This is a genomic window from Streptomyces sp. NPDC050564, assembly GCF_044457265.1.
Taxonomy (GTDB): domain Bacteria; phylum Actinomycetota; class Actinomycetes; order Streptomycetales; family Streptomycetaceae; genus Streptomyces.
This window is the reverse complement of sequence record NZ_JBITGS010000009.1, coordinates 136,092-156,441: the sequence shown is the minus strand read 5'-3', so window position 1 is coordinate 156,441 and position 20,350 is coordinate 136,092. Positions and strand designations below refer to the sequence as shown.

Below are 20,350 nucleotides of genomic sequence, written 5' to 3'. Positions count from 1 at the left end.
CGGGGCGTCGGCGGTGTCGGAGCGCCACGTCCACACGAGCCGGTTGTGGGTCTTGTCCAGCACGTGGCCTGCGGGTAGTTCGGTGTCAGGGGTTCCGGCGGGATGAACCTCCAACTGGGGGTAGCCCTAGGCTCGTTCGTGGACGTCCCAGCGACGCACGGCGAAGGTGAGCTGTTCGGCCAGAGCAGGCCCGGATGGCCCGAAGCCGTGAGCCAGAAACTCCGAGCGGCGCTGTTCGGCCGTGGGGCCGTCCTGGACCAGGACGTGGGTCAGGTAGGCGAGGGAGCCGGCCGCTGTGATCGCGGCGGCGTTCGAGCCCTTGGGCAGCGCGGTGATGCCACTGCTCTGATCACGGTTGCGGGCGAGGCGGCAGAAGCCGGGCAGCGTGGTGGCGAGGAAGAGCTGCAGGGTCTCGAACGACTCGTTGCCTGCCACGGTCACGCCGGTGGCCACTTCGTGGCGAGGGCCAGCGAGGGCATCGTCCAGACCGGTGGTCTCGGCGGGGACGCCGTCGGGGAAACGGAGCTGCAGTTCGCCGTCGGCGAGGTCGACGGCGGGGACGGCGCGGGCCGCGGGTCCGCGGTCGCGGATGAACCCACAGAACGTGAAGTCCGTAGCACGCAGCACCGGGCCGTGCTTTTGAAAGGCGATGGCGCGGGTGTAGTCATGGACTTCCAGTGGGAGGACGAGATAGCGGCCGTCGGCGAGCTGGTCACGCCAAGCGGGAGCGATATCCCAGCAGTTGTAAGTAATCACCGCAGCATCGAAACCCCCGCGGGGCATGTGCTCGACGGCGCCGTCGCTGGCAGAGCCGAGCACCGCTGTGACGCGACCGCTGCCGGCCTCGGCGGTCAGCCGCCGCGTGCGGCGCACGACATACGGCGCGAGGTCGACGGTGATCACGCGGCCGGTCGGCCCGACGACGTGTGCGATCAGTTCGGCGTTGTAGCCGCCCGAGCCTCCCTCGAATACCGTCATCCCCTCGGCCAGATGCAGGTGCTCGGCCATGTCGGCCTGGAGCCAGGCCGCAGACACGGAACTGGTCGCCTGAGCAAGGTCGTTGTGCTCGGTGACCACGGCCAGGAGGCTGTGGTACGCGGTCCGCAGAGGGCTCTCGGGGGTGAAGCGGTGCCGCGGGACCGAGCGGAGCGCTTGCTGGATCGGCGGGGAGGGGGCCCAGCCGCCGGCAATGACCCGGTCAGCCATTTGCTCGCGTCGCTCGATCGCCTCTGGCGGCTCGCCGGGCACCGTCGGGCAGCTGTTGTCGACCGGATAGGCGTGCGCGGACGGCACGTACGGAAGGACTCCCGGCCAGACCAAGTCCAGCGCCCGCGCTGAGGTGGCTGGCAGCCGGTCCAGACGGTGCAGGGTGTGCAGCGGTCGCCAGTCCACGTGCCCGAACCGGTTCGGCTTCAGCGGCTGGGCCTGCCCGGTGTGAGACGTGACGCGGACCACCACGCTCGTACGCAAGAGGCCGTCCGGGGCATCGAGGTGCAGTCCGAGGACGTGCGCGTCGGCGGGATCGGCCATCACGCCGGTCTGCTCGGCCAGGGCGCGCACCGCAGTCTGCTCGAGTCCTTCCCCGGGCTCGGCCATGGCGCCGGGCAGCTCCCACTCCTGTTGTTGCGAGCGCCCCAGCAGAACGCGCCCCAGGGCGTCGGTGCCCACGACGTGCACCGCGGTCACCGAACTCGACTGCGGGAGAGTGGTGTTCGTGATCTGCACGGCGGGCTTCTTCAGCCCGCGCAGGACCAGGACGGCCATCCCGTTCGCGTCGAAGCGCTGTGCCTGCTCCCACATGCTCATCAGGTGCGCGACCTCGTCCTCGTCGAGGGCGATGCCCCGCCGCTCGGCGGGGGTGGTCGCGGCGAGCGGTGTGATGACGACGAGGGCACCGTGCTTGCGTAGCCGCCGGCCCAGCGTGCGGGTCAGGCGCGTGCGGTCGCGCAGGAACGCGAACACCATCCGCAGGACGATCAGGTCGTAGCCGTCTGCGTGCAGTTTCGAGAGGTTGGCGCGCTCGATGTCCAGGTGCAGCCAGCGAACGGCTCCGCGCGAGGGGTCTTCCGGGTGCGCGTCGGTGCTGGGGAAGGCGGCGTCGGCCCAGTCCACGGCGTCGACGGCGTAGCCCATGGAGGCCAGGTGCAGGGCGAGTTCGCCGGTCCCGCACCCCACGTCGAGTGCTCGGCCTCCATCGGAAGCGGGCACGTGCTGGGTGAGCAACGTGCGCTCGTCCTTGCCGAGAGGCCGGTAGCGGCGTCCCTCGGCATAACCGCTGTTCCATTCATCCTGCGAGGTGAACAACGAGTGGCACATCCTTACTTTGAGGGGTGGCTGGAGAGGCGTCGGCCAGAGCCAGCAGGGTCGGAACGGCGGGGCCGTTGAGGGATGGGTCAGCTCCACCCCATCGCCGTGTACGGCTCGTCGCGGGCGATGGCTCGCAGCGCGACGCGGGTGTACTCCACGAGGGACTCGGGCAGGGCGTCGAGCGGCCACCACCGCCACTGGGTGCACCGCTCGGGTTCGAGCACGCGCGGCTCGCCGCTCCAACGGGAGGCGGTGAAGAACAGCTGGATACGCGACGTGGAGCTGCCGGGATCGAGGAGATCCAGGGTGTGGGCCAGGCGGAGATCTTCAGCGGCGATGGTGAGCCCGGCCTCCTCGGCCGTTTCGCGGACCATGCAGGCCAGGGCAGACTCGCCGGCCTCTCGGTGTCCGGCCGGCAGATGCCAGGCGCCGGGAGCGAAGGCGCTGTCGGGGTGGCGTTGACCGAGCAGCACCGCGCCGTCGCGTACAAGGACGAGATGCGCTCCGACGATGCTGCGATCTCGGTGCTCGTCCGGCTCCGTCACCTTCACGATCGCGGGCATGCCCGAGCCGTCGAGGAGGGGCTGTGGAAGGCGTCGATGTTCGTCGAGGGTCGCCATGGTGGCGGGGTCCATCGTCATCTCGGCCGTCTCGTCGATGCGCGTCCACCGCAACTGGATGCCTTCGCGTAGTTCGATCTCGTGGACGGCCCGGTTGAGCGTGCCGAGGTAGACATGCACACGGTTGGTCAGGACACCGTTGGCATCGACGGTGTCCCGGGTCCGGAACGGGACGAGGTCCTCTACGACAAGACCGATCTCCTCCTGTAGTTCACGCCTGATGCAGTCGTCGTTGCTCTCTCCAGCGTCGAGGCGGCCTCCGAGCAGACACCAGTGGCCGGCGCGCCAGATTGGCTTGTTAGCCGCGCGCAGGTGCAGCAGGTACTCACCGCTGTCGTTGACGAGCAGCGCGGCGGTGCCATTTCCACGGAGTAGTTCCGCGTGGCCGGGGCTGTGCACGGTGTCGGTGGACTGAAAGGACACGATGCTCCTTCGGAGGGCTGGTCAGGCGGACTCGGAGGCGGCCGTGGGCCGGGCGGGGCGGGGCAGGACGGGGGCGTACTGGGCGGCCTGGGCGCGGAACATGGATGCGTATTGCTTGTTCGCTTCGATCAGCTCGTCGTGGGTGCCGTGCTCGGCGACGTGCCCGTTGTTCAGGACGTAGATCTGATCGGCCCACCGCACGCCGGACATGCGGTGTGTCACCAGCACCACGGCCCGGTGGGGCGCGGCCAGCTCTCGGATGCGGTCGAAGGTACGGATCTCGGCCTCGGGGTCCAGGGCGGAGGTGGGCTCATCGACGATGAGGAGGCTGTCCGCGGTGGAGGTCTCGGTGCGCCAATGCGACCGCGCCAGGCCGACCTTCTGCCACTCTCCGCCGGACAGTTCGGTCGCACCTCGGAACATGCGGGCCAGCAGCGTATTGAGCCCCTCCGGGAGTTTGTCGAGCAGCGACACTGCACCCGCGAAGCGCACCGATGAATTCAACTCCTCATCGGTGGAGGGGCGGTGGGGACGGCCGATCCGAATGTTCATCGAGGCGGTCATCGGCCACCGCTGGAAGTCCTGTGTCAGTTGCCCAATCCGCTCGAAGAGCTTGAAGCGGTTGAGCTGGGTGACCGGGGATCCGCCCCAGGAGACCGAACCGGTGGTCGGGACCAGGAGGCCGCTAATGATCTTCACTAGCGTGGACTTGCCCGCGCCGTTGTCGCCGACCACGGCAGTCACGCTGCCCATGGGAAGGGTCAACGACACCTTGTCCAGGGCCGGTTCATCCCGGTCTGGATAGCGGTAGCCGACCTGCTCCAGCACGATCGCGTCGACCCGCTCCGGCAGGTCATCCCCGCCGTCCGGAATGGTGCGCCGGGCTGCCTCGACGAGGAAGCGCTCGTGATCCTGCACGTACAACGACTCCTCGTGCAGGTCGTTGACGTTCATCACGAGGGCGCCGAGGCTGGCCGAGCCGGAGCGGATGGCGAACACCGCAGTGCCGGCGACGGCCAGGCTCATCTGCCCGCCCGTGACCAGCCAGAACATCACCGCATAGGTCGCCGCCGTCGCGACGCCAGACATCGCCTGCGCCAGCAGCTCGGTCGCCGCCTTCCCGTTGGCCAGCCGCTGCTGTTCTTCCTCCGCGTTCTCGGCCATGTCCCGGTAGCGCGCCAGCAGATAAGGGCCCACACCGTGCAGACGCACTTCCTGGGCGGCGCTGCGCTCGGTCAGCAGGTTGCCGATGAGACGACTGGCCCGCAGGTGCTCGACCCAGTTCAGCACCGACACGTAGCGCCGCTGCGCCACCCTCATGGCGCCCCAGCCGCGTGGGGCCACGATCAGCAGCAGCATCGGGATGAGAGCCCAGTGCAGCACGAGCAGGATGCCGGCCGTGGAGATGAGCCCGATCATGCTGTTCAGGCCGGCGACGCAGGTGGAGATCATGCGGCGCGCGTACGTGGGGCCGTAGTAGGCCACGTCGAGCAGCCGGCGAAAGGCCGGGTCCTCGATCGCCTCCAGCTCGACGGCCTGCGCCGCGTCCAGGTACTCCGTCGTGGCGATCCGTTCGACGAGTGGCTCCAGACGGCCGGCGCGCGATGTTGACCAACTGGCCAGACCTGAATTGACCACGGCCGCGCCTGCCCCGACGAGCATCGCCGGCAGCGCCGCGTCGAGGCGGTCCGCCGGGCTGCCCGCGCCGAGCAGTGCATGCATCACTGCGTTGAGGACGAGGAGGTTCACCGCGGCGACGATGCCCTGGCCGATCTCGCAGGCGCCGACGCTCAGCAGAGCGCCCCGGTCGGCCCGCCAGGCTCGCCGCAGTGTGCCCCACACCTGCCGGGGCATGGAACGAAGTGCGCTCCATAGCGTCAACTCGAGCCGAGCGTGCTCGTGTTCGGTCCACCCCATGTCATAGCGAAGCGGTCCTCCGAACAGCTCCTGTTCGGAACGGGAGACCTTGGGCTCCTCCACTCGGGGACGGCGCAGAAGCTTCATGCGGCGTCACCCGCAGTGGTGGGGTCGGCTTTGATAACGGCGTACAGGGTCCCTTCGACGAAGTGGCGGAGCACGCCCTGGGTGTAGGGGTGACAGTCCTGGGGCGGGTCGCCGGGTTCGGCCCACAGGAGCTCCGAGTGCTTGTCGGGCTCGCTATTCGTCGGGGTTCCTTCCCAGGAGCGCGTTACCCAGGCCGTCCCGAGCCGCCGAGAACCGTCTGCCGCGACGAACTGGAATAGCCCGCAGAACTCGGCGTCGTGGGGGCTGATCCGGATCCCCAGCTCCTCCTCGGCCTCCCGGATCGCCCCTTCCAGAGGGGACTCGCCCTCCTCCAAGTGACCTCCCACCACTGTGAGTTGTCCGGGCGCGTACTGATCTTGTGCACGCCGTAGAAGCGGCATCCGTCCGTCCTGGCGGTACGGGAGCATGAGCACGTCGACGATGCTGGTGTAGCGGTCCCTCACGCGAACGCCTCCTCGGATGCTGCTCCGAGGCGCTCCGTAGCGCCGACGGGCGCACAGGGATGAGGGGGACAGGCTCCAGGCGGAGGTCCGAGGCGCACGGGCACATGGAATTCGAGCGTGGTGTGCGCGCCAATGGCGATCATCTGGCGGGGCATACGGCCTCCTCGGTGTGCGTGCTCTCGGACAGGTGCTCGGAATAACGGCCCGCTGGGCCAGTCGTTCGGGGCACAGAAGGGGTATTTCTTGGAACGCATGTGCTGTTCTGGGGGTTTGGGCAGGTGCCTCCGCGTCCTCCGGGAGGCGGGCCTCAAGTTCGTCACGCGTGTGGGGGGCGACGCGGCTTCGCCGCCGTGTCGGAGGTTGCGGCGGTTAGAGGTGATGGCCGTCAGGCGGGTCGCGAGGGCGCTGCGGCCGTGGCGAGCCGAGGTGACGTAGGTGACCGAAATCGTGGGTGTGCTGCGGTGCGGCGGGCGAGCATCGCGGCGGCGCGTGCAAGATCCTCCGGGGTGTCGACCGCGATGCCGCTGTCGGACACGGGCAGCATCTGCACTCGGTGGCCGTGCTCGATGAACCGCAGCATCTCGACGCCCTCGGCCTGTTCGAGAGGGCCCTGCGGGAGCTGCCGGAAGCGTTCGAGAGCCTCGCGTGTGAAGCCGTAAAGGCCGAGCTGTCGCAGGAAGGAAGGCCGGCTGCTGCGGGGGTAAGGGATGGGCTGCCGCGAGAACATCAGCGCCTGGCTGTCGGTTCCGACGACAACCTTGACGACGTTGTGGTCGAGTACGGCCGCGGTGTCGCTCAGCTCGGCGTACGCGTTAACGGCCAGGGCCTTGCCGTCCAGGCTGGCGAGCGCGTCGGATAAAGCATCGATGGCTGACGGCTCAATGAAGGGCTCGTCGCCCTGGACGTTGATGTACGCGTCCGCGCGGAGACGCTCGGCGCACTCTGCGACGCGGTCGGTGCCGGTGGCGTGCTCGCCGGTCCGTACGCAGTCGATGCCCAGCTCGTGGCACGCTGCCTCGATGCGCTCGTCGTCCGTCGCCACTACGGCGCTGTCCAGAGACGTGGCTTCCAGACAGCGCTGGTGAACGTGCCAGAGCAGCGGCTTGTCGCCCAGACGGGCCAGGGGTTTGCCGGGGAAACGCGAAGCCCCCCACCGGCAGGGGATGACGGCTATGTGTCGGCGTCCAGGTGTTTTCGGTGGTGAGGCTGTGGTGGCGGCCACGGGATCTCCTAGCGGTCGGCTGGGTGTCGGAGGTCAGAGAAGGGCGAGTTTGGCGCGGACCGTGGGCGCGGCGGCCTCGGTGAAGGGACGCCACTCGTAGCCGCCCACTTCCGCGGCCTGCAATGTCACTTCGTGCTCCGAACGGAGGCGGAAGATCCAGCGGAAATCGATGTGCTGGTGATCGGGCTCGCCCTTGGAGGGATTTGCGTCGATCGCGTGCACGTCGATGTCGAAAGGGATGTCTGCGAATCCGGGAAGAGCGACAACGGCGCTTGGCGGGATGCCTGCCTCTTCGTGGAGTTCACGCAGTGCCGCAGTGGGGAGGTCGGGGTCCTCTGCCTCGTTGTGGCCCCCGGGCGCGAGAACCTTTCCGGAAGCCTTGTGGTGGATATGGAGGATCCTCTGGTCGCGGTCGAGGAGGATGGCGCTGCAGGTCACGTGGGCCGGGAACGTCTTGCGGCTCGTGGGGTCGTCGCCGCCGGCGAGTGCGGTGAAAAGCGGCGCCAGCCCGTCGCGTTCGTGTGGGTAACGGGAGAGGTACGTCTCGGTGACGGCGCGGATGTGCTGTGCGGAAGGGGGCACGGAATCACCTTTCGAAGTGGTCGAGCCAGGTCCTGGCGATGGCGTGACGGTCGGATGCCGCCATCTCGTGCATGCCGGGCTCGAACTGGTCGCGGCTAAGAGCTGCTGTGGCGGCGAGTATTTCGGCCTGGACGAGATGGATGTACGAGCCGACAGCGGCGCCGTGCACGAAGTTGACCGCGCCGCCGTCGGCGAGCACGAAGAAGTAGTGGCCGGTGATTTCGTACCGAGTCAACTCCGGGCTGATAGACGTGCGTTGGTAGAGACTGTGGAGGCTTCCAAGCTCAAGTTCGTCCTCCGAGGAGGTGACCGACCCGAGATACGCACCGTTGCGCAGGGCAGCGAAGTCGCTCTGTTGCAGGGCGAGGTTGCCGGTCGCACACAAGACGAGTTCCGCCTCGCGGACCGCGTCCGCGGCGGACGCGCAGGTACGGAAGCCCAGCGAGTGCGCCTGCACCTGCCTGACCGGGTCCTTGTCGTACACGGTGACGCGCAGGTCCAGCGCCCGCAGCGTCTGAGCGATAGCGCGCCCGACTTTCCCGAAGCCGATGACGCAGGCGTTGCGGCCGGTCAGAATATCTCCGCGCCCGCGCACAAGAGCCTCGGTGGAGAAGACGATCGAGCGACCCACGAGGTGGTCCTCGCAGTCCTTGAGCGGGGAGCGGGCCACGGAGACGACCGGGCACGGCAGGGAGTCGAGCGCCGCGTATCGCTGGTGTCCGTTCTCGGTGTCCTCGACGACGCCGAGGACGCGGCCGGAGAACTTGCTCACGAAGGTGTCGAGGCTCGCCGCGAAGTAGCCGCCGATGTCCACCAGGACGACGTCCCGGCCGCCGGCCGTGTCCTCCAGGTAGTCCAGAGCCTGGGTCTCGTCGGTGAACCGTTCTCGGGTGAGGTCGTGGACTGGGAGGGTGCGGCGGACGTCGTCGAGGGTCGGCTGGTGGATCGACCGGGGCTTGGGGAGTACGGCGCCGACCGTGGACACCTCGGTCATGGCGCGCAGGAACGCCGGCCGCTCGGGGAGCAGATGCGTGATGACCAGCGTCGTGATCGCCTCGCCCGCGGGGAATTGCGCGGTGATCTGCCGGAAGAAGGCGTCCAGCCGGGCTCGCTCGGGACTTTCCATTGCGTCTCCTCTCGGGCTCCGGGTCGCGGAACTATGCGGCTCGGCTGTAGTTGGGGACCTGTGCGGCCAGAGCCTGCATGTGAGCGCGCAGCCCGTTGTGGAGGTCGACTCGCGGCTGCCAGCCGAGGATCTCTCGGGCACGGCTGGGGTCGGCGCGAGTGAGGAGGACGTCACCGCTGCGCGCGTGGTTCTGCTCGATCTGGATGTCGCGGCCGATGAGGCTGGTCGCGATGTTGATCACTTCCAGCAGCGACGCGTTCGACCCGCCGCCCACGTTGATCGCGCCCTGCGCGGTCGGCACGACGGCGGCGGCGATCGTGGCGGCGACTACGTCGTCGATGTAGGTGAAGTCGCGTCGCTGGTGGCCGTCTCCGTACAGGCACAGCGGCTGTCCGGTCAGAGCTGCCTGCAGGGCGCGGTGGGTGAACATGTCCGCGCGCTGGCGGGGGCCGTAGACGGTGAAGTACCGCAGGGCGACGACGCTGGGACCGTTGGGGCGCGTGGCGTAGGCGAGGCAGAGCTGTTCCTCGGCCAGTTTGGTCACCGCGTACGGGGACGCCGGTTGCGGGCGGTCGGCTTCGACGCTCGCGCCGCCGTCGGTCGGCCCGTAGACGCTGGAGGAGGAGGCGACGATCAGCCGCGGAACGCCGATGCGCGTGCAGGCTTCCAGGACCCGGTGGGTGGCCAGCACGTTGGACGCGAGGTAGTCGCCGAACTGCGGACCCCAGGAAGGCCGTACGCCGGGAATTCCGGCGAGGTGGAAGACCGCGTCCGCGTCGATCAGGAGAGGGTCGATCGCGCAGTGGAGGAGGTCGGCAGTGACGTGGTGGTAACCCGGGAGGCCCCGCAGGGCGGCGAGGTTGGCGCCGGCCGTGTGGTCGGTGGACGGGTCGCGGCGGTCGACGCCGATCACGGTGGTGCCGGCCTGGACGAGGGCGTGGGCGAGGTGGGAACCGATGAATCCGGCGGAGCCGGTCACCACGGCTCGGCGGGGGGCAGCGGCGGTCGGGTGCTGCTCGTGCTGCGGCACGGGAATCTCCAGAGAGGTGTGGTCGAAGGGAGGAAGGTCAGGTGAGGCGGGACAGGACGGTTCGGCCGTGCGCGCTCAGAGTGAGGTCGTTTTCCTTGTGGCCCTTGACCAGGGCGGTGGCCGCCTCGATGGCGCCGAAGGACTCCAGGAGGCGCCGTTCGGCGTCGGTCAGCGGACGCCCGTAGCCGTCGAGGAATGCCGTTCGGAGGTGGGGTGCGGCTTGCCACCGTCGGAACTCGAGCCGCGCGAAGTCGCGGACGCGGGCGTCGCGTCGCATGTGCTCGAAGTCGCAGACACCGAAGTCGTCTCCGACCAGCCAGTTCCGCGGCTGGTAGTCGAGGTGGCAGACCGCGCCGTCCATGAGGCTGTTGCCCAGGATGGCCGCATGGTGCTTCAGCAGGTTTCGCTCGGCCGTGTCGATCAGGTCGGCGTGAACGGCCCGGTCGATCCAGCTCTGGAGGCGCTCGGCGAGTGCTGCGCCGACGGCGCCGCCCTGGGGCATGGAGGTGGCCCGGTGGAGCTTGCCGAGGACGTGGCCGGCCTCGTGATGGGCCAGTTCCTCCTCGGGTGAGCCCGGGGCTGCCGTGTCCGCCCGAGCGCCTGCGAGCGCGGTCAGCAGAAGGGTGCGGGTGGCGTCGTCACGGCCGACTAGCTTCGGCGCGTGGCCGGTCAGCTGGGTGCCCCAGGTCCGGTAGGCGTGGAGTTCGCCTGCGTACCGGTCGTGCTCGGCATGCTGCTTGGCGACGAAGTGACGCCCGTCGCCGGCCACCACGCGCACGACCCGGGGAGGGAGCAAGGGGTCCGGCGCGATCTCGACTGCGCCGAGGAGGCAGTGCGCCAGTTGCATCCGGGGATCGTCCGATGCCGCGATCACGGGGTCGGCTCCGGCGTGAGGAGACTGAGGTGCTCGGTGTCGTTGTGCCGATCGAGCATCCAGCGGGTCTGGCCCAGGCGGTTGCGGTGGTGCTGCCAGCGGGTGATGGAGGCGTGGTTGTGCGTGAAGCCCGCCGGCGAGCCGATCGGGATGTCGAGGAGCAGGGTGTGCGCGGTGATCACCGTCTCTCCGTGGGCGGCGAACACGATGCGCTTCCCCTCGTTCTCCTCGATGAGCTGACTCAGGTTCTTGCTGGCCCGCTTCAGGTACCCGTTCCAGGTGTCTGAGCCAGCGGCCCAGGGAGTGTCGGGGTGCGCATGCGGGCCGCCGTTGGCGGCCGTCTTCACCGCATCCCAGGGTTTGCCATCGGCATCGCCGTGGACGGGGCCGTCGAGCCGGTCGTCGACGTGCAGCGGGATCTGGAGCGTCTGGGCGATAATCTCGCCGGTCTGGACGAGGCGAATCCGCGGACCTGCGTAGACCATGTCGAAGGGCTTCTTCAGGTGCTCGGTGGACAGGCGGCGCGCGGCCTGTTCGGCCTGGGCATACCCCAGGTTGGTCAGTCCCGTGCAGGTGCGAGGACCTCCGACGAGTCCGTCGGCATTGCACTGGGCCTCACCGTGCCGCACGAAGACGAGTTCGGTGGTGATCACGATGCTCCTTGAAGGCGGAGACGGATGTGGGCGGGCCAGATGTGGCAGTAGCCGTTCCGGCCGAGGTAGGGCGCGGTGAGTACGGCGTGCAGCGCCAAGCCGTCGTCCAGGCGTTCTCGGCCCATGGGGTCCAGCTGTGGGGCGTGCTGGCGGAGCGCCTGGCTGTAGATGTCGCAGGCGCCGTCGATCGCTTCGCTCGCGAGGGGGCCGTAGGTGAGGAGAAGCGTGGCGACCAGCTTCGCGAGGTCGTAGCCCATGGGCGCGAGACTGAGATCGTCGGTGTCGACCGTGACGATGTCCCCGGCGGCAGTGATGATGAAGTTCCGCGGGTTGCTGTCCTTGTAGAAGGCACAGGGCCCCTGCGCCGTCTCCTCCAGCAGGCGGAGCATCGCGTGCAAGGACACCTTGTTCGGCAGGTAGCCCTGTTCGTGGCGCCGTCGGAGCGCGACCTTGCGCGGGCCGAGGTAGTCATCGAACGTCGTGCCGTCTTGGAAACGATGCGGAGTGTTCAACGACGCGGCCTGCAGGTCACTGCGCCAGGCGGCACCGTGAGCGTGGCCCAGCAGTTCCGCTGTGCGCGGGAGATCCTCGGGGCGTACGGAGCGCCCCTCGACCCGCTCGAAAGTCAGGCTGGCAGGGCCGATGACTTTGAGGGCCGGCTGCCGCAGCGGCTTCGCGTGCTCGTTGATCCACCGGTAGTGGCGGACGGCCGCCGCCGCGCGCTCCGGAGTCTCGTAGTGCTTGGTGAACGGCGGAAGGGTCATGCCTGCCCCTTCTTCGGATGGGCGACGACGAAGGTGATGAGGGACCGAGTGGTCAGCGGCTGGTCCGGAAGGAATTCGTGCAAGGCCGCCGCCATAGCCCCGGGGTTGCCGTACAGGCCGGGCGCGAGGTGGTACTTGGGGTTCGTGGCCAGGTATTGCGCCGTGTGGTCGTGGCCGTCGAAGGTGAAGGCGTGCTCCTCGTCCAGGACGGCGATCACGTCGAGCGAGGAGGCGGTCAGGTCGGCGAGGTTGCCGCTGTGCGCTGCGGTGTAGAGGCTCTCGTGCTTATCGCCCCGCGCGTCGAGGCCGGCCGAAGCGACCAGCTGGTCCATCTCGCGGTAGCTGTCGAGTGCCTTGGTGACGAGCACGGCCAGGCCCCCAGGGGAGAGGACCCTGGCGATCTGCGCGATGACGTCCTTGGGCTGCGGCGAGTGGTAGAGGCAGAACGCGGCGACGGCGACGTCGCACGACCCGGCGGGCAACGGGAGGTCGTGGAAGTCGCCTTCGACGAAGTCCACCGTGATGTCGGGTAGCTCCTTGGCGCGCTCGCGGGCCTGGGCGAGCAGGGAGGGGGCGGCGTCCAGGCCGACGATGCGCTGCGGCCGGAGCTGCTCGGCGATGCCCAGGCTGCTCGTGCCGCGACCGCAGCCGATGTCGAGCACCACGCCGAGCCGGTCCGGCTGCGCGTGGTGGGTCTGCACCAGACTGACGATCGTCTCGGGCACGGGGTTGCCGGAGGTCTTCGCGCGCATCAGGGCGCTGGTCCGCCCGGACAGCCGGGAGGGGTTCCCGTACAGCTCCTGTTGCCGGGCGGGGTCCAGGAAGGCGTTGGGCTCGTTCATGCCGCACCCCCTGCCCGGGGGCGCGGGTCGTTCAGGACTGCTCGGCGGCCACCTTCCGCAGCCAGCGGCGCGTCTGGCGCCGGTCGGCCAGCAGCACCACGTCGGCTTTCGCGCCGAACTCCTCGATCTTCGCCATCACGCGGGGCCGCATCTTGCGGCGGTACGTGGCGACGTACTTGATCACGCCCCAGTGGATGCGGTTGTGCACCCCGTTGCCCTTGTGTCCCGCGCCGTGCCGGATCTGCCGGGCGAAGATCCCGTACAGCGCCGCCACGGTCGACACGTCCATCAGGACCACCGTGTCGCAGGCTTCGAGCCGCACCTGCAGCGTCGAGTTGTAGTTGCCGTCGATCACCCACCGCGGCTGCGCGACCAGCTCGCGCTGCACGGCGGTGAACTTGTCCATGGGGAGCGCGTTCCACTCGTCGTCGTAGAACGCGGCGTCCAGGTGCGTCACCGGGGCGTCGAGGATCTTGCCCAGTTCGCGGGCCACGTGGGATTTGCCGCTGCCTCCGCAGCCGACGATGGCGACCTTCTTCATGGTGCTCCAGCGTAGAGAGGTTCGGGTGTCCGGCGGAGCCATCCTCCAGGACACGTTTTGATGATCCAGGCGCCATGGCCTGTAGAGCGGTCGGCATCAGGCAGCTCCCCGCTCGGTCGTGCCCGGCCTCACGAGACCGTGCAGAAGGGATTCCAGGGTGTCGACCTGCTTGCTCAGGCCGAACAGGCGCAGACGGTCCACGCACGCGGCGATCAGGTCGGCGTGCCGCTGGGTGCCGGCGATCTCGCGGAGGTGGGAGAGGCGTTCGATCACGTCCCGGCCGGAGCGCACGACCAGCTCGTCCGGGACGAACCGGTTGACGTAGCGGATGTCCGCCGGGGCCAGGGGCAGGCACCCGGCGAGCACGGCCTCGAAGATGCGCTGGGTCATCTGCCCGACCGCGGCGTACCGCTCGGGCAGCATGAGCACCGTGGCCAGGGACCTGCCGTATACGCCGGCGGCGGCCTCGAACGGGATCCGGCCCAGGAAGTGGACGTGCGGCCAGCGGTCGGTCTCCGTCCACTTCCCGGCGACCAGGTGCGCGACGCGGGCGGCGGCTGGGGCGAAGAAGCGGTCGAAGGGCTCGTCGCGGTCGTACTGGTTGCCCACGTAGCCGAGCACGAGGTCCCGCCGCTGTGCCGCGAGGGCCACAGGGTCTGCCTGGGTGAGGAGGATCTCGGCGACGGGGAAGAGCAGCGAGTGCGCTCCGTGGGTCGGGGCGAGGGCGGCCTCGCAGACGCGGGTGTGCGACGTGGTGCGCCACACGCTCTCGGCTCGCAGGGTGCGGTCCTTGTCCCAGATCACAGTGGGTGTCTGGTGCCGCACGGTGTAGTGGTTGATGAGCTGGGCCTGGCGGTGCAGGTCGCAGGTATGGCCCTCCGTGCCGCACGCGGTCGTGTTGCGGCCGGGGATCGCCCAGCGCCACTCCAGGAACAGGACGTCGATGTTGGGGAATCCGCCATCGAAGATGTAATTGCTGCCGAGGTCGTCGCCGGCTGCGAGGCGATCCCGGTCGGCTTGCAGGAACACGATGTCGTGCCCGCGGTCGAGGAGCGCATCAATGAAGGGGCGACGATGGCTGCGTCCCCCGTCCGGGGTGTCGGTGACCCCGTTGCCGAGGAAGCCCCAGAAGCTGTATCCGATCTTCACTTGGTGATCCACCGCCCTTCGAGGAGCAGGGCGTCGAGCCCGGAGTTGGCCAGGCAGTCCAGGGCCATTTCCGGTGTTCCGCAGATCGGCTTGCCCTTGACGTTGAGGGAGGTGTTGATCAGCACGGGCACCCCGGTCCGACGGCCGAAGGCGGTCAGGACCGCGTGCATGAACGGGTTCTGCGCCTTGGTGACGGTCTGCAGGCGGGAGGTGCCGTTGGCGTGCACGATGGCCGGCACGCGCTCGCGCGTTTTGTCGGTCACGCCGGAGGCCATGGACATGTACGGCGCCTGCTGGCCGAGGGTGAAGAACTCGCGGGCGCGCTCGGCCAGGACCATGGGGGCGAAGGGCCGGAACGGCTCGCGGAACTTCACGGTGGCGTTCAGCCGCTCGACGACGCCGGGCTCCAGCGGAGAGGCGAGGATCGAACGGTTGCCCAGGGCTCGCGGCCCGGCTTCGACGGCCCCCTGGAACAGGCCGACGATCGTGCCGTGGGCCAGCTGGTCGGCGAGGAACTCTGCGGTTTCGATGCCCAGGGTCTTCTGGTGAAGGGCGGGCCAGGGCGTGAGGTCGAGGGCCTGGTCCTCGTAGGACGGGCCGAGGTAGCAGGTGCGGGCGACGCCGGTCACCGGTCGCGGGCTGCGTCCGCCGACATGCGCGGCGAGGGCGGCGCCGATCGCGGTACCGGCGTCACCGGGCGCAGGAGGCACGAAGACCTCGTCGAAGATGCGGGCCTCGATGATCCGGCCGATGCTCACGCAGTTCGTGGCGACACCGCCCCCCACGCACAGGCGCCGGGAGCCGGTGAGCACGCGAGCGCGGCGGGCCAGGTGCACCATGACCTGCTCGGTCCGCTCCTGAAGAGCCGCCGCCAGGTCCCGGTGGACGTCGGCCAGGGACTCGCCCGGGTGCCGTTCGGGGCAGGTCTCGGTGACGAAGCGGCGGGACGTCCGCTCGTATCCCGACGTGAGGGTGCGCGTGGGGAAGTAGGCGGGGTTGATGCGGAAGCCGGTTGCGGTCGTGTGGACGGCGTGGGTGAAGAGGGAGCGGAAGCGGGCGGGGTCGCCGAGGGCGGCCAGCGCCATCACGGTGCCCTCCTCGTCGCCCCGGCGCCAGCCCAGGTGCTCGGTGACGGCGCCGTACACGTACCCCAGGGAGGCTGGGTCGTTGATCGCCTCCAGGGTCTGCGCGCGGGGACGGAGCGTGTCGTGGCAGCGGGCGATGGTGGTGGTCTGCCGCTCTCCGAGGCTGTCGACCACGAGCACGGCGGCTTCGTCCCAGCCCGAGGCGGCGAAGGCCGTGAGCTGGTGGGCGCGGTGATGCAGCACCGGGGTAACACGGGCGGCGGGGAACTGCCTGCCGATCAGCCGCAGGCGCCGCTGGGTGCGCACGGCCACCTTGGCGAACCCGTGCGCTCGGGCGAACGCCCGGTCACGAGTTGTCGGGGAGAGCGCCATGCGCAGGGCGGCGGGCGACTCGGCGAGGTAGCGGGCGGGCTGGAAGTTGTAGGCGACGGTGTCCACGTCGGCTGAGGTGAGCTTGGTCCGGCCGAGCAGCCAGTCCACAGCGTGAGCGGGGTAGAGCTTGGTGTGCTTCTGCTCGGAGAGGCGCTCCTCCTCGACGAAGCCGATGAGTTCGCCGTCGACCAGGAGAGCTGCCGACGAGTCGTGGGTGTAGGAGCACAAGCCGAGGATGACCGAGGGAGCGCGCTTCATGGCGGCCGTCACCTCGCCCCGGCCGTCGTCGCAGCCGCGGGCTGGCGGGAGCGTCGTTTCAGCTCGCCGTACCAGGCGGTGAGGGCCTGGCCGAGGGGGCCGTCGATGCCGTCGGCCACGCGCCACGCCTGCTGGTGCTGTCCGTCCTTCCACAGCCGGTAGCTGCGCAGCGTCCCGGCCATCGCGTCCCAGCCGGGGTGGCCGGTCACGTCCCGGGCCGCGACCTGATCGAGCAGACAGGCGAAGCCGTTCCACCGTGTCCGCAGGTCGGGCATGACGGGGCTCGCCGTGAGCGAGGCCAGCTGCTCGGACTGGTCGAGGTGCTCCTCGTAGATGTGCAGCGACCCCACGTGCAGGTGGAACTCGCCCAGCTCCGCGTCGAGCCATCCGGCGACCAGCTCGTGCAGGACGGTGTAGAAGAAGACGTCGTACGGCATGCCGATCCACACGTCCTGGCCCCGCATCATGGTCGCCATGTGCAGTCGGCCAGCACGCAGATGGAAGCGGAAGCCGAGGGTGCAGGGCACGTCCTTGTGCCCGGCGGCGTCCTGAACCGGGTCGTAGAGCTGGATCAGGGCGCGGCGGGAGTCGGGGTCCTCCTTGAGGATCTCCACGACACGGCTGAGCTGATCGACCTTGCCGGCCCAGTTCCGCATCCTGGGGCCGTACGCGCCGAGCAACACCCCGTCATCGGCGTACTGCCGGAGCCGCGCGTTGTAGTCGAAGATCCACGGATCGTCCGAGCCGGACAGGTGCCAGACGCTCTCGGCCACGGCGAACGCCGGGTTCAGGATCCTGGCCGGCGGCGCGTACAGCAGGCGGGCCCGCGGCTGCGTGAGCAGCAAGTGGACGTCGCGGACTTCCCGCGTGGGCATGCCGCGCGGGCTGACCTTATCGCCGGACTTCGTCAGCGTGACGGCTCCGGAGAACAACTCGGCGATGTTGTCGGCGGTCAGATGGGTCATGAGGCTGGGGCTCCTTCGCCCTGCTCAGGCACGGGCGGCGTGCTGCGGGCATCGTCGTGAAGGGGGTCAAAGGGCAGCTCGGGGTGCGTGGCGCGGTGGTCGATGAGGCGGGCGACCTGGGCGGCGCTGTCGCCGCGCCACCGGCACACCGAATCGGCGGCTCCGGCCGGCGGGCGAGAGCGGGGCAGCTCCGCGAGCGCGATGCCGACTTCGTCCGCGTCACGGCACCGCTGCGCAATGCCGTGGCCAGCCAGGCCGAGGGTCCGTTCGCCCGGCGCGGCAAGTTCAAGGACGGGCACGCCCAGCAGCGCGGCCTCGATGCCGCATGTCGAGTAGGCGCTCGCGACCACATCCGCGCCGGCCAGACACCCGCGTGCTCCGACCCGAGTGTCGGCGACGGCCACCGGAAGACCGGTCGCCTGCTCAAGAAGCGGGGCGAACACGCTGTCGCGCTGAGCCGGATGCGGAGCGATGACCAGTCCCCAGTCCGGGCCGGCCGACCGCAGCCCGCCGAGGAGGAGTTCGGCCTGGCGGGCGAGATGCTCGGGCCGGAAGGGCTGGCAGGCCCACACGGCGATCTTCGACGGGGCACGTCGTGTGCCGACCGACAACAGCTTTTCCAGGTACCGGCGCTGTGCCCCACGGCCCAAAGCGGCCAGGGCATCGAAGCGGGGCTGCCCCAGGACGTGCACTTCACTCTTCGGGTGCTTGGCCCAGGCGAGGGCGAGCGGATGGTCGCGCTCGCCCATCACGACCACGTCCCGGCTGTGGAGGGCGGGCCACGCGACGGACTCTTCCGTCCAGGCGCCGTGCTGGACGTACACCGTGTTGGAGTCGTGCCGATCAGCAAGGTGAACCGCCAACACCCCAAGCGGACTTGTGTCGTTGCTGAGGACGACGGAGTGCGGACGAACGGCTCTCAGAACGCGGCCCAGCCAGTTCTCCGCCTGGACCAGAGCAGGCCAGGATGGCTGCGTGCAGCCGCCGCTCATCGCCAGCAGCGTGGACAACAACCGGACGAGGCGGGACAGGCGGATCGCGTGCGGACCGACCTCGACGGTCCGGTCGTCATCCGCGGGACGCAGTCCGTCCGCCTCGCCTGACAGCCGGAAGAGCCCAACCGGTGCAGGACACACCCGCACGCTCTCGCTGCCCTCGGCCAAGCAGCGCTGACCGGGATCAGTTGCGAGGTCGATGAGCACGCTGTCGTGCCCCTTGCGCGCCAACTCCCGAAGAACCGGCATCAGGGTCTCGGCGTGGCGGGACGACCAAGAAAGGGCCACGACTCCGCCCCGGTGCAGGCCCGTGGGGAGCGGGTGCGGCTCGGTGATAGCCACGTCGGCGGGTGAGAGCGTGCTCAACTCGGCAGTGTGCGGCGGATTGTGTGCCGCTGTGCCGCCGAGCAGATAGGCAATGCCCGACCAGGTGACCGTGTAGGTGCGGTACTCCTGAGAGCTGCTCGGCCGCACACCGACGAGACCTTCGTACGGCACCGGGGTGATGGGTCCGGGTGCGGTGACGAATGGCTCCCAGAGGCTCAATGCCAGCAGTTTCCGCAGGACCTGCGTGACCAGTCGGCGGACCGGTACGTGCTGGACATGGAGCCAGTCAGCTCCGCCGGGCGTGTGGGCTCGGCCGCCGCCGTACTCGTGCAGGGCGGCCATGACGCGTTCGGTCAACGAGTGGAGGTCCTGCTGATTCAGCGGCAGCGCCTCCAGATCCCCCGTTCTGATGCGGAGGGAGTCGTCGACGTCAAAGCGGCCGGCGCCGAGTAGGACCCAGGCGGGCCGGTGGCCGTCTTCTCTTCGGACAAGGCCCAAGTCTCCGAATGCCGAGGTGGTCACGCCAGGCTCCCTTCGACAATGGGAGTGCATGCCGTGGCCTGGTGGAGGAGGTCGAGCAGGTCGGTTGGGGACTGGGCGACCGCCACAGCAGGAGAGCCGGGCGCGCCGTACCCCCAGGCGGCATGAATGTAGGGGACGCCGGCACGAGTTGCTGCCTCCCGGTCCACCGGCATGTCCCCGATGTACACGGCCGACGCAGGGTCGACTCCGAGGTCCACCAACGCGAGGAGGAGAGGGTCCGGCGCCGGCTTCGACCGCCCGGAACCCGCGGGTGTCCGCACGGTGCCGAAGGGGCAACCAAGCTGCGCCAGGAGGGGCGCGGCCCGATCGACGTGCTTGGATGTCACGACTCCAAGCCGCCAGCCAGCTGCCACGAAGGCGTGCAGGACGTCCGTGATCCCTATGAACTCCTGGGCCAAATGCGCTGCGGCTGTCGAGCCGGCTCCGTAGGTCCGGTGGACGCCGTCAGCGTCGACGACACCGAGCCGCTCCATGATGTCGCTGAACTCCCGTCCCAGGTGGGCTTCGTACGCGGCGAACGGGATAGCGAGGCCGTGGTCTTCCTGGACCTTCCTCCACGCCTCGCGCATCACCGGCCGCGTGTCCAGTAGGACACCGTCCAGGTCAAGAAGGAGTGCCCGTTCAGCATCGGGAGGCTGGAGTGCCGACGGTTTCGGGCGATGGTGCAGGGGCGCGGAGGACTGCTCGGAAGCCGTGGGAACGGGTGACGTGGTCACTTGCTCGCTCCGCTCCGCACCGTGCTGGTCTGCTGGGCGGTCAGCAGGTTCCAGCCGTGGGCCCGGGCGACCAGGCGGGTGGTGTCCGGTGCCCCGGTATCAGCGAGCAACTGGAGGAGCGCCGCGCAGAGGTCCGCCGGTGCCATGTTGGCGCCGCGCGCGATGTCGAGCGGCTTGGTGTGCTCGGCGACGGCCTTCAGCAGGTTCGTTTGCTCGGTGCTCAAGTCGGGGGCTGGCGTGTCCGGTGCCGGTGCCGTGGCCTCGTTTGCGCTGAGCAGACGGTGGGTGACTACGGCAAGGGAGCAGCGTTCGGGGCAGTGCAGCTTCCTGCGCAGGGAGACCATGTGCGCGCGGACCGTGTGGTGCGACAGGGTCTCGGTGTCGGCGATCTGGCCTGTTGGTAGGCCGTTCACCACATGCTGGGCGATGCGCCGTTCGGCCGGGGTGAGCGGTGTGGTCGGGGCTGGGGCGGTCATGGTGGTCTTCCT

19 protein-coding genes are annotated in these 20,350 nt (G+C 69.3%); all 19 read right to left on the bottom strand.

Features of this window, described 5'->3' with window-relative positions; all coding sequences use genetic code 11:
* Positions 1-126: 126 nt before the first annotated feature.
* The gene (locus ACIBK0_RS16550) at positions 127-2,304 is read right to left on the bottom strand and encodes a methyltransferase domain-containing protein (RefSeq protein ID WP_399080165.1); all 2,178 of its coding nucleotides are present in this window, start codon (positions 2,302-2,304) and stop codon (positions 127-129) included.
* A gap of 89 nt (positions 2,305-2,393) precedes the next feature.
* Entirely contained in the window at positions 2,394-3,350 is a 957-nt protein-coding gene (locus tag ACIBK0_RS16545) for an NUDIX domain-containing protein (RefSeq protein ID WP_399080163.1), read from the bottom strand.
* A 21-nt stretch (positions 3,351-3,371) separates the two neighbouring features.
* Positions 3,372-5,354, bottom strand: coding sequence for an ABC transporter ATP-binding protein (locus ACIBK0_RS16540; RefSeq protein ID WP_399080161.1), 1,983 nt, complete (start codon positions 5,352-5,354; stop codon positions 3,372-3,374).
* Positions 5,351-5,818, bottom strand: a complete 468-nt coding sequence (locus tag ACIBK0_RS16535; RefSeq protein ID WP_329159823.1) for an NUDIX domain-containing protein — start codon at positions 5,816-5,818, stop codon at positions 5,351-5,353. Before ACIBK0_RS16535 ends, ACIBK0_RS16540 begins: the two co-directional genes overlap by 4 nt.
* Before the next feature lie 385 nt (positions 5,819-6,203).
* Complete coding sequence (locus ACIBK0_RS16530) at positions 6,204-7,040, bottom strand: 3-deoxy-manno-octulosonate cytidylyltransferase (RefSeq protein ID WP_399080158.1); 837 nt, start codon at positions 7,038-7,040, stop codon at positions 6,204-6,206.
* Positions 7,041-7,073: 33 nt separating this feature from the next.
* On the bottom strand, positions 7,074-7,622 hold the full coding sequence (locus ACIBK0_RS16525; RefSeq protein WP_356050378.1) for an NUDIX domain-containing protein: 549 nt from the start codon (positions 7,620-7,622) through the stop codon (positions 7,074-7,076).
* 4 nt (positions 7,623-7,626) lie between these two features.
* Positions 7,627-8,748 (bottom strand): adenosylhomocysteinase, encoded by a 1,122-nt coding sequence (locus ACIBK0_RS16520; RefSeq protein WP_399080156.1) that lies wholly within the window; start codon positions 8,746-8,748, stop codon positions 7,627-7,629.
* A gap of 31 nt (positions 8,749-8,779) precedes the next feature.
* On the bottom strand, positions 8,780-9,778 hold the full coding sequence (locus ACIBK0_RS16515; RefSeq protein WP_399080153.1) for an NAD-dependent epimerase/dehydratase family protein: 999 nt from the start codon (positions 9,776-9,778) through the stop codon (positions 8,780-8,782).
* A 37-nt stretch (positions 9,779-9,815) separates the two neighbouring features.
* Positions 9,816-10,652, bottom strand: coding sequence for an aminoglycoside phosphotransferase (locus ACIBK0_RS16510; RefSeq protein ID WP_399080151.1), 837 nt, complete (start codon positions 10,650-10,652; stop codon positions 9,816-9,818).
* Positions 10,649-11,305 (bottom strand): histidine phosphatase family protein, encoded by a 657-nt coding sequence (locus ACIBK0_RS16505; RefSeq protein WP_399080149.1) that lies wholly within the window; start codon positions 11,303-11,305, stop codon positions 10,649-10,651. The genes ACIBK0_RS16510 and ACIBK0_RS16505 overlap by 4 nt, the downstream gene beginning before the upstream one ends.
* Entirely contained in the window at positions 11,302-12,069 is a 768-nt protein-coding gene (locus ACIBK0_RS16500) for a phosphotransferase (RefSeq protein WP_399080147.1), read from the bottom strand. Before ACIBK0_RS16500 ends, ACIBK0_RS16505 begins: the two co-directional genes overlap by 4 nt.
* Positions 12,066-12,911 (bottom strand): methyltransferase domain-containing protein, encoded by an 846-nt coding sequence (locus ACIBK0_RS16495; protein WP_399080145.1) that lies wholly within the window; start codon positions 12,909-12,911, stop codon positions 12,066-12,068. Before ACIBK0_RS16495 ends, ACIBK0_RS16500 begins: the two co-directional genes overlap by 4 nt.
* 31 nt (positions 12,912-12,942) lie before the next feature.
* On the bottom strand, positions 12,943-13,452 hold the full coding sequence (locus ACIBK0_RS16490) for a topology modulation protein (protein ID WP_399080143.1): 510 nt from the start codon (positions 13,450-13,452) through the stop codon (positions 12,943-12,945).
* Between the two features lie 96 nt (positions 13,453-13,548).
* The gene (locus ACIBK0_RS16485; protein ID WP_399080141.1) at positions 13,549-14,601 is read right to left on the bottom strand and encodes a hypothetical protein; all 1,053 of its coding nucleotides are present in this window, start codon (positions 14,599-14,601) and stop codon (positions 13,549-13,551) included.
* A complete protein-coding gene (locus ACIBK0_RS16480) occupies positions 14,598-16,316 on the bottom strand; it encodes a carbamoyltransferase (RefSeq protein ID WP_399080139.1) in 1,719 nt (572 codons plus the stop codon). The genes ACIBK0_RS16485 and ACIBK0_RS16480 overlap by 4 nt, the downstream gene beginning before the upstream one ends.
* An 8-nt stretch (positions 16,317-16,324) precedes the next feature.
* Positions 16,325-17,281, bottom strand: coding sequence for a thymidylate synthase (locus ACIBK0_RS16475; protein ID WP_399080137.1), 957 nt, complete (start codon positions 17,279-17,281; stop codon positions 16,325-16,327).
* Complete coding sequence (locus ACIBK0_RS16470; protein ID WP_399080135.1) at positions 17,278-19,125, bottom strand: hypothetical protein; 1,848 nt, start codon at positions 19,123-19,125, stop codon at positions 17,278-17,280. The genes ACIBK0_RS16475 and ACIBK0_RS16470 overlap by 4 nt, the downstream gene beginning before the upstream one ends.
* Positions 19,122-19,862 (bottom strand): HAD family hydrolase, encoded by a 741-nt coding sequence (locus tag ACIBK0_RS16465; RefSeq protein WP_399080133.1) that lies wholly within the window; start codon positions 19,860-19,862, stop codon positions 19,122-19,124. Before ACIBK0_RS16465 ends, ACIBK0_RS16470 begins: the two co-directional genes overlap by 4 nt.
* Complete coding sequence (locus ACIBK0_RS16460) at positions 19,859-20,338, bottom strand: LuxR C-terminal-related transcriptional regulator (RefSeq protein WP_399080131.1); 480 nt, start codon at positions 20,336-20,338, stop codon at positions 19,859-19,861. Before ACIBK0_RS16460 ends, ACIBK0_RS16465 begins: the two co-directional genes overlap by 4 nt.
* Positions 20,339-20,350 lie beyond the last annotated feature (12 nt).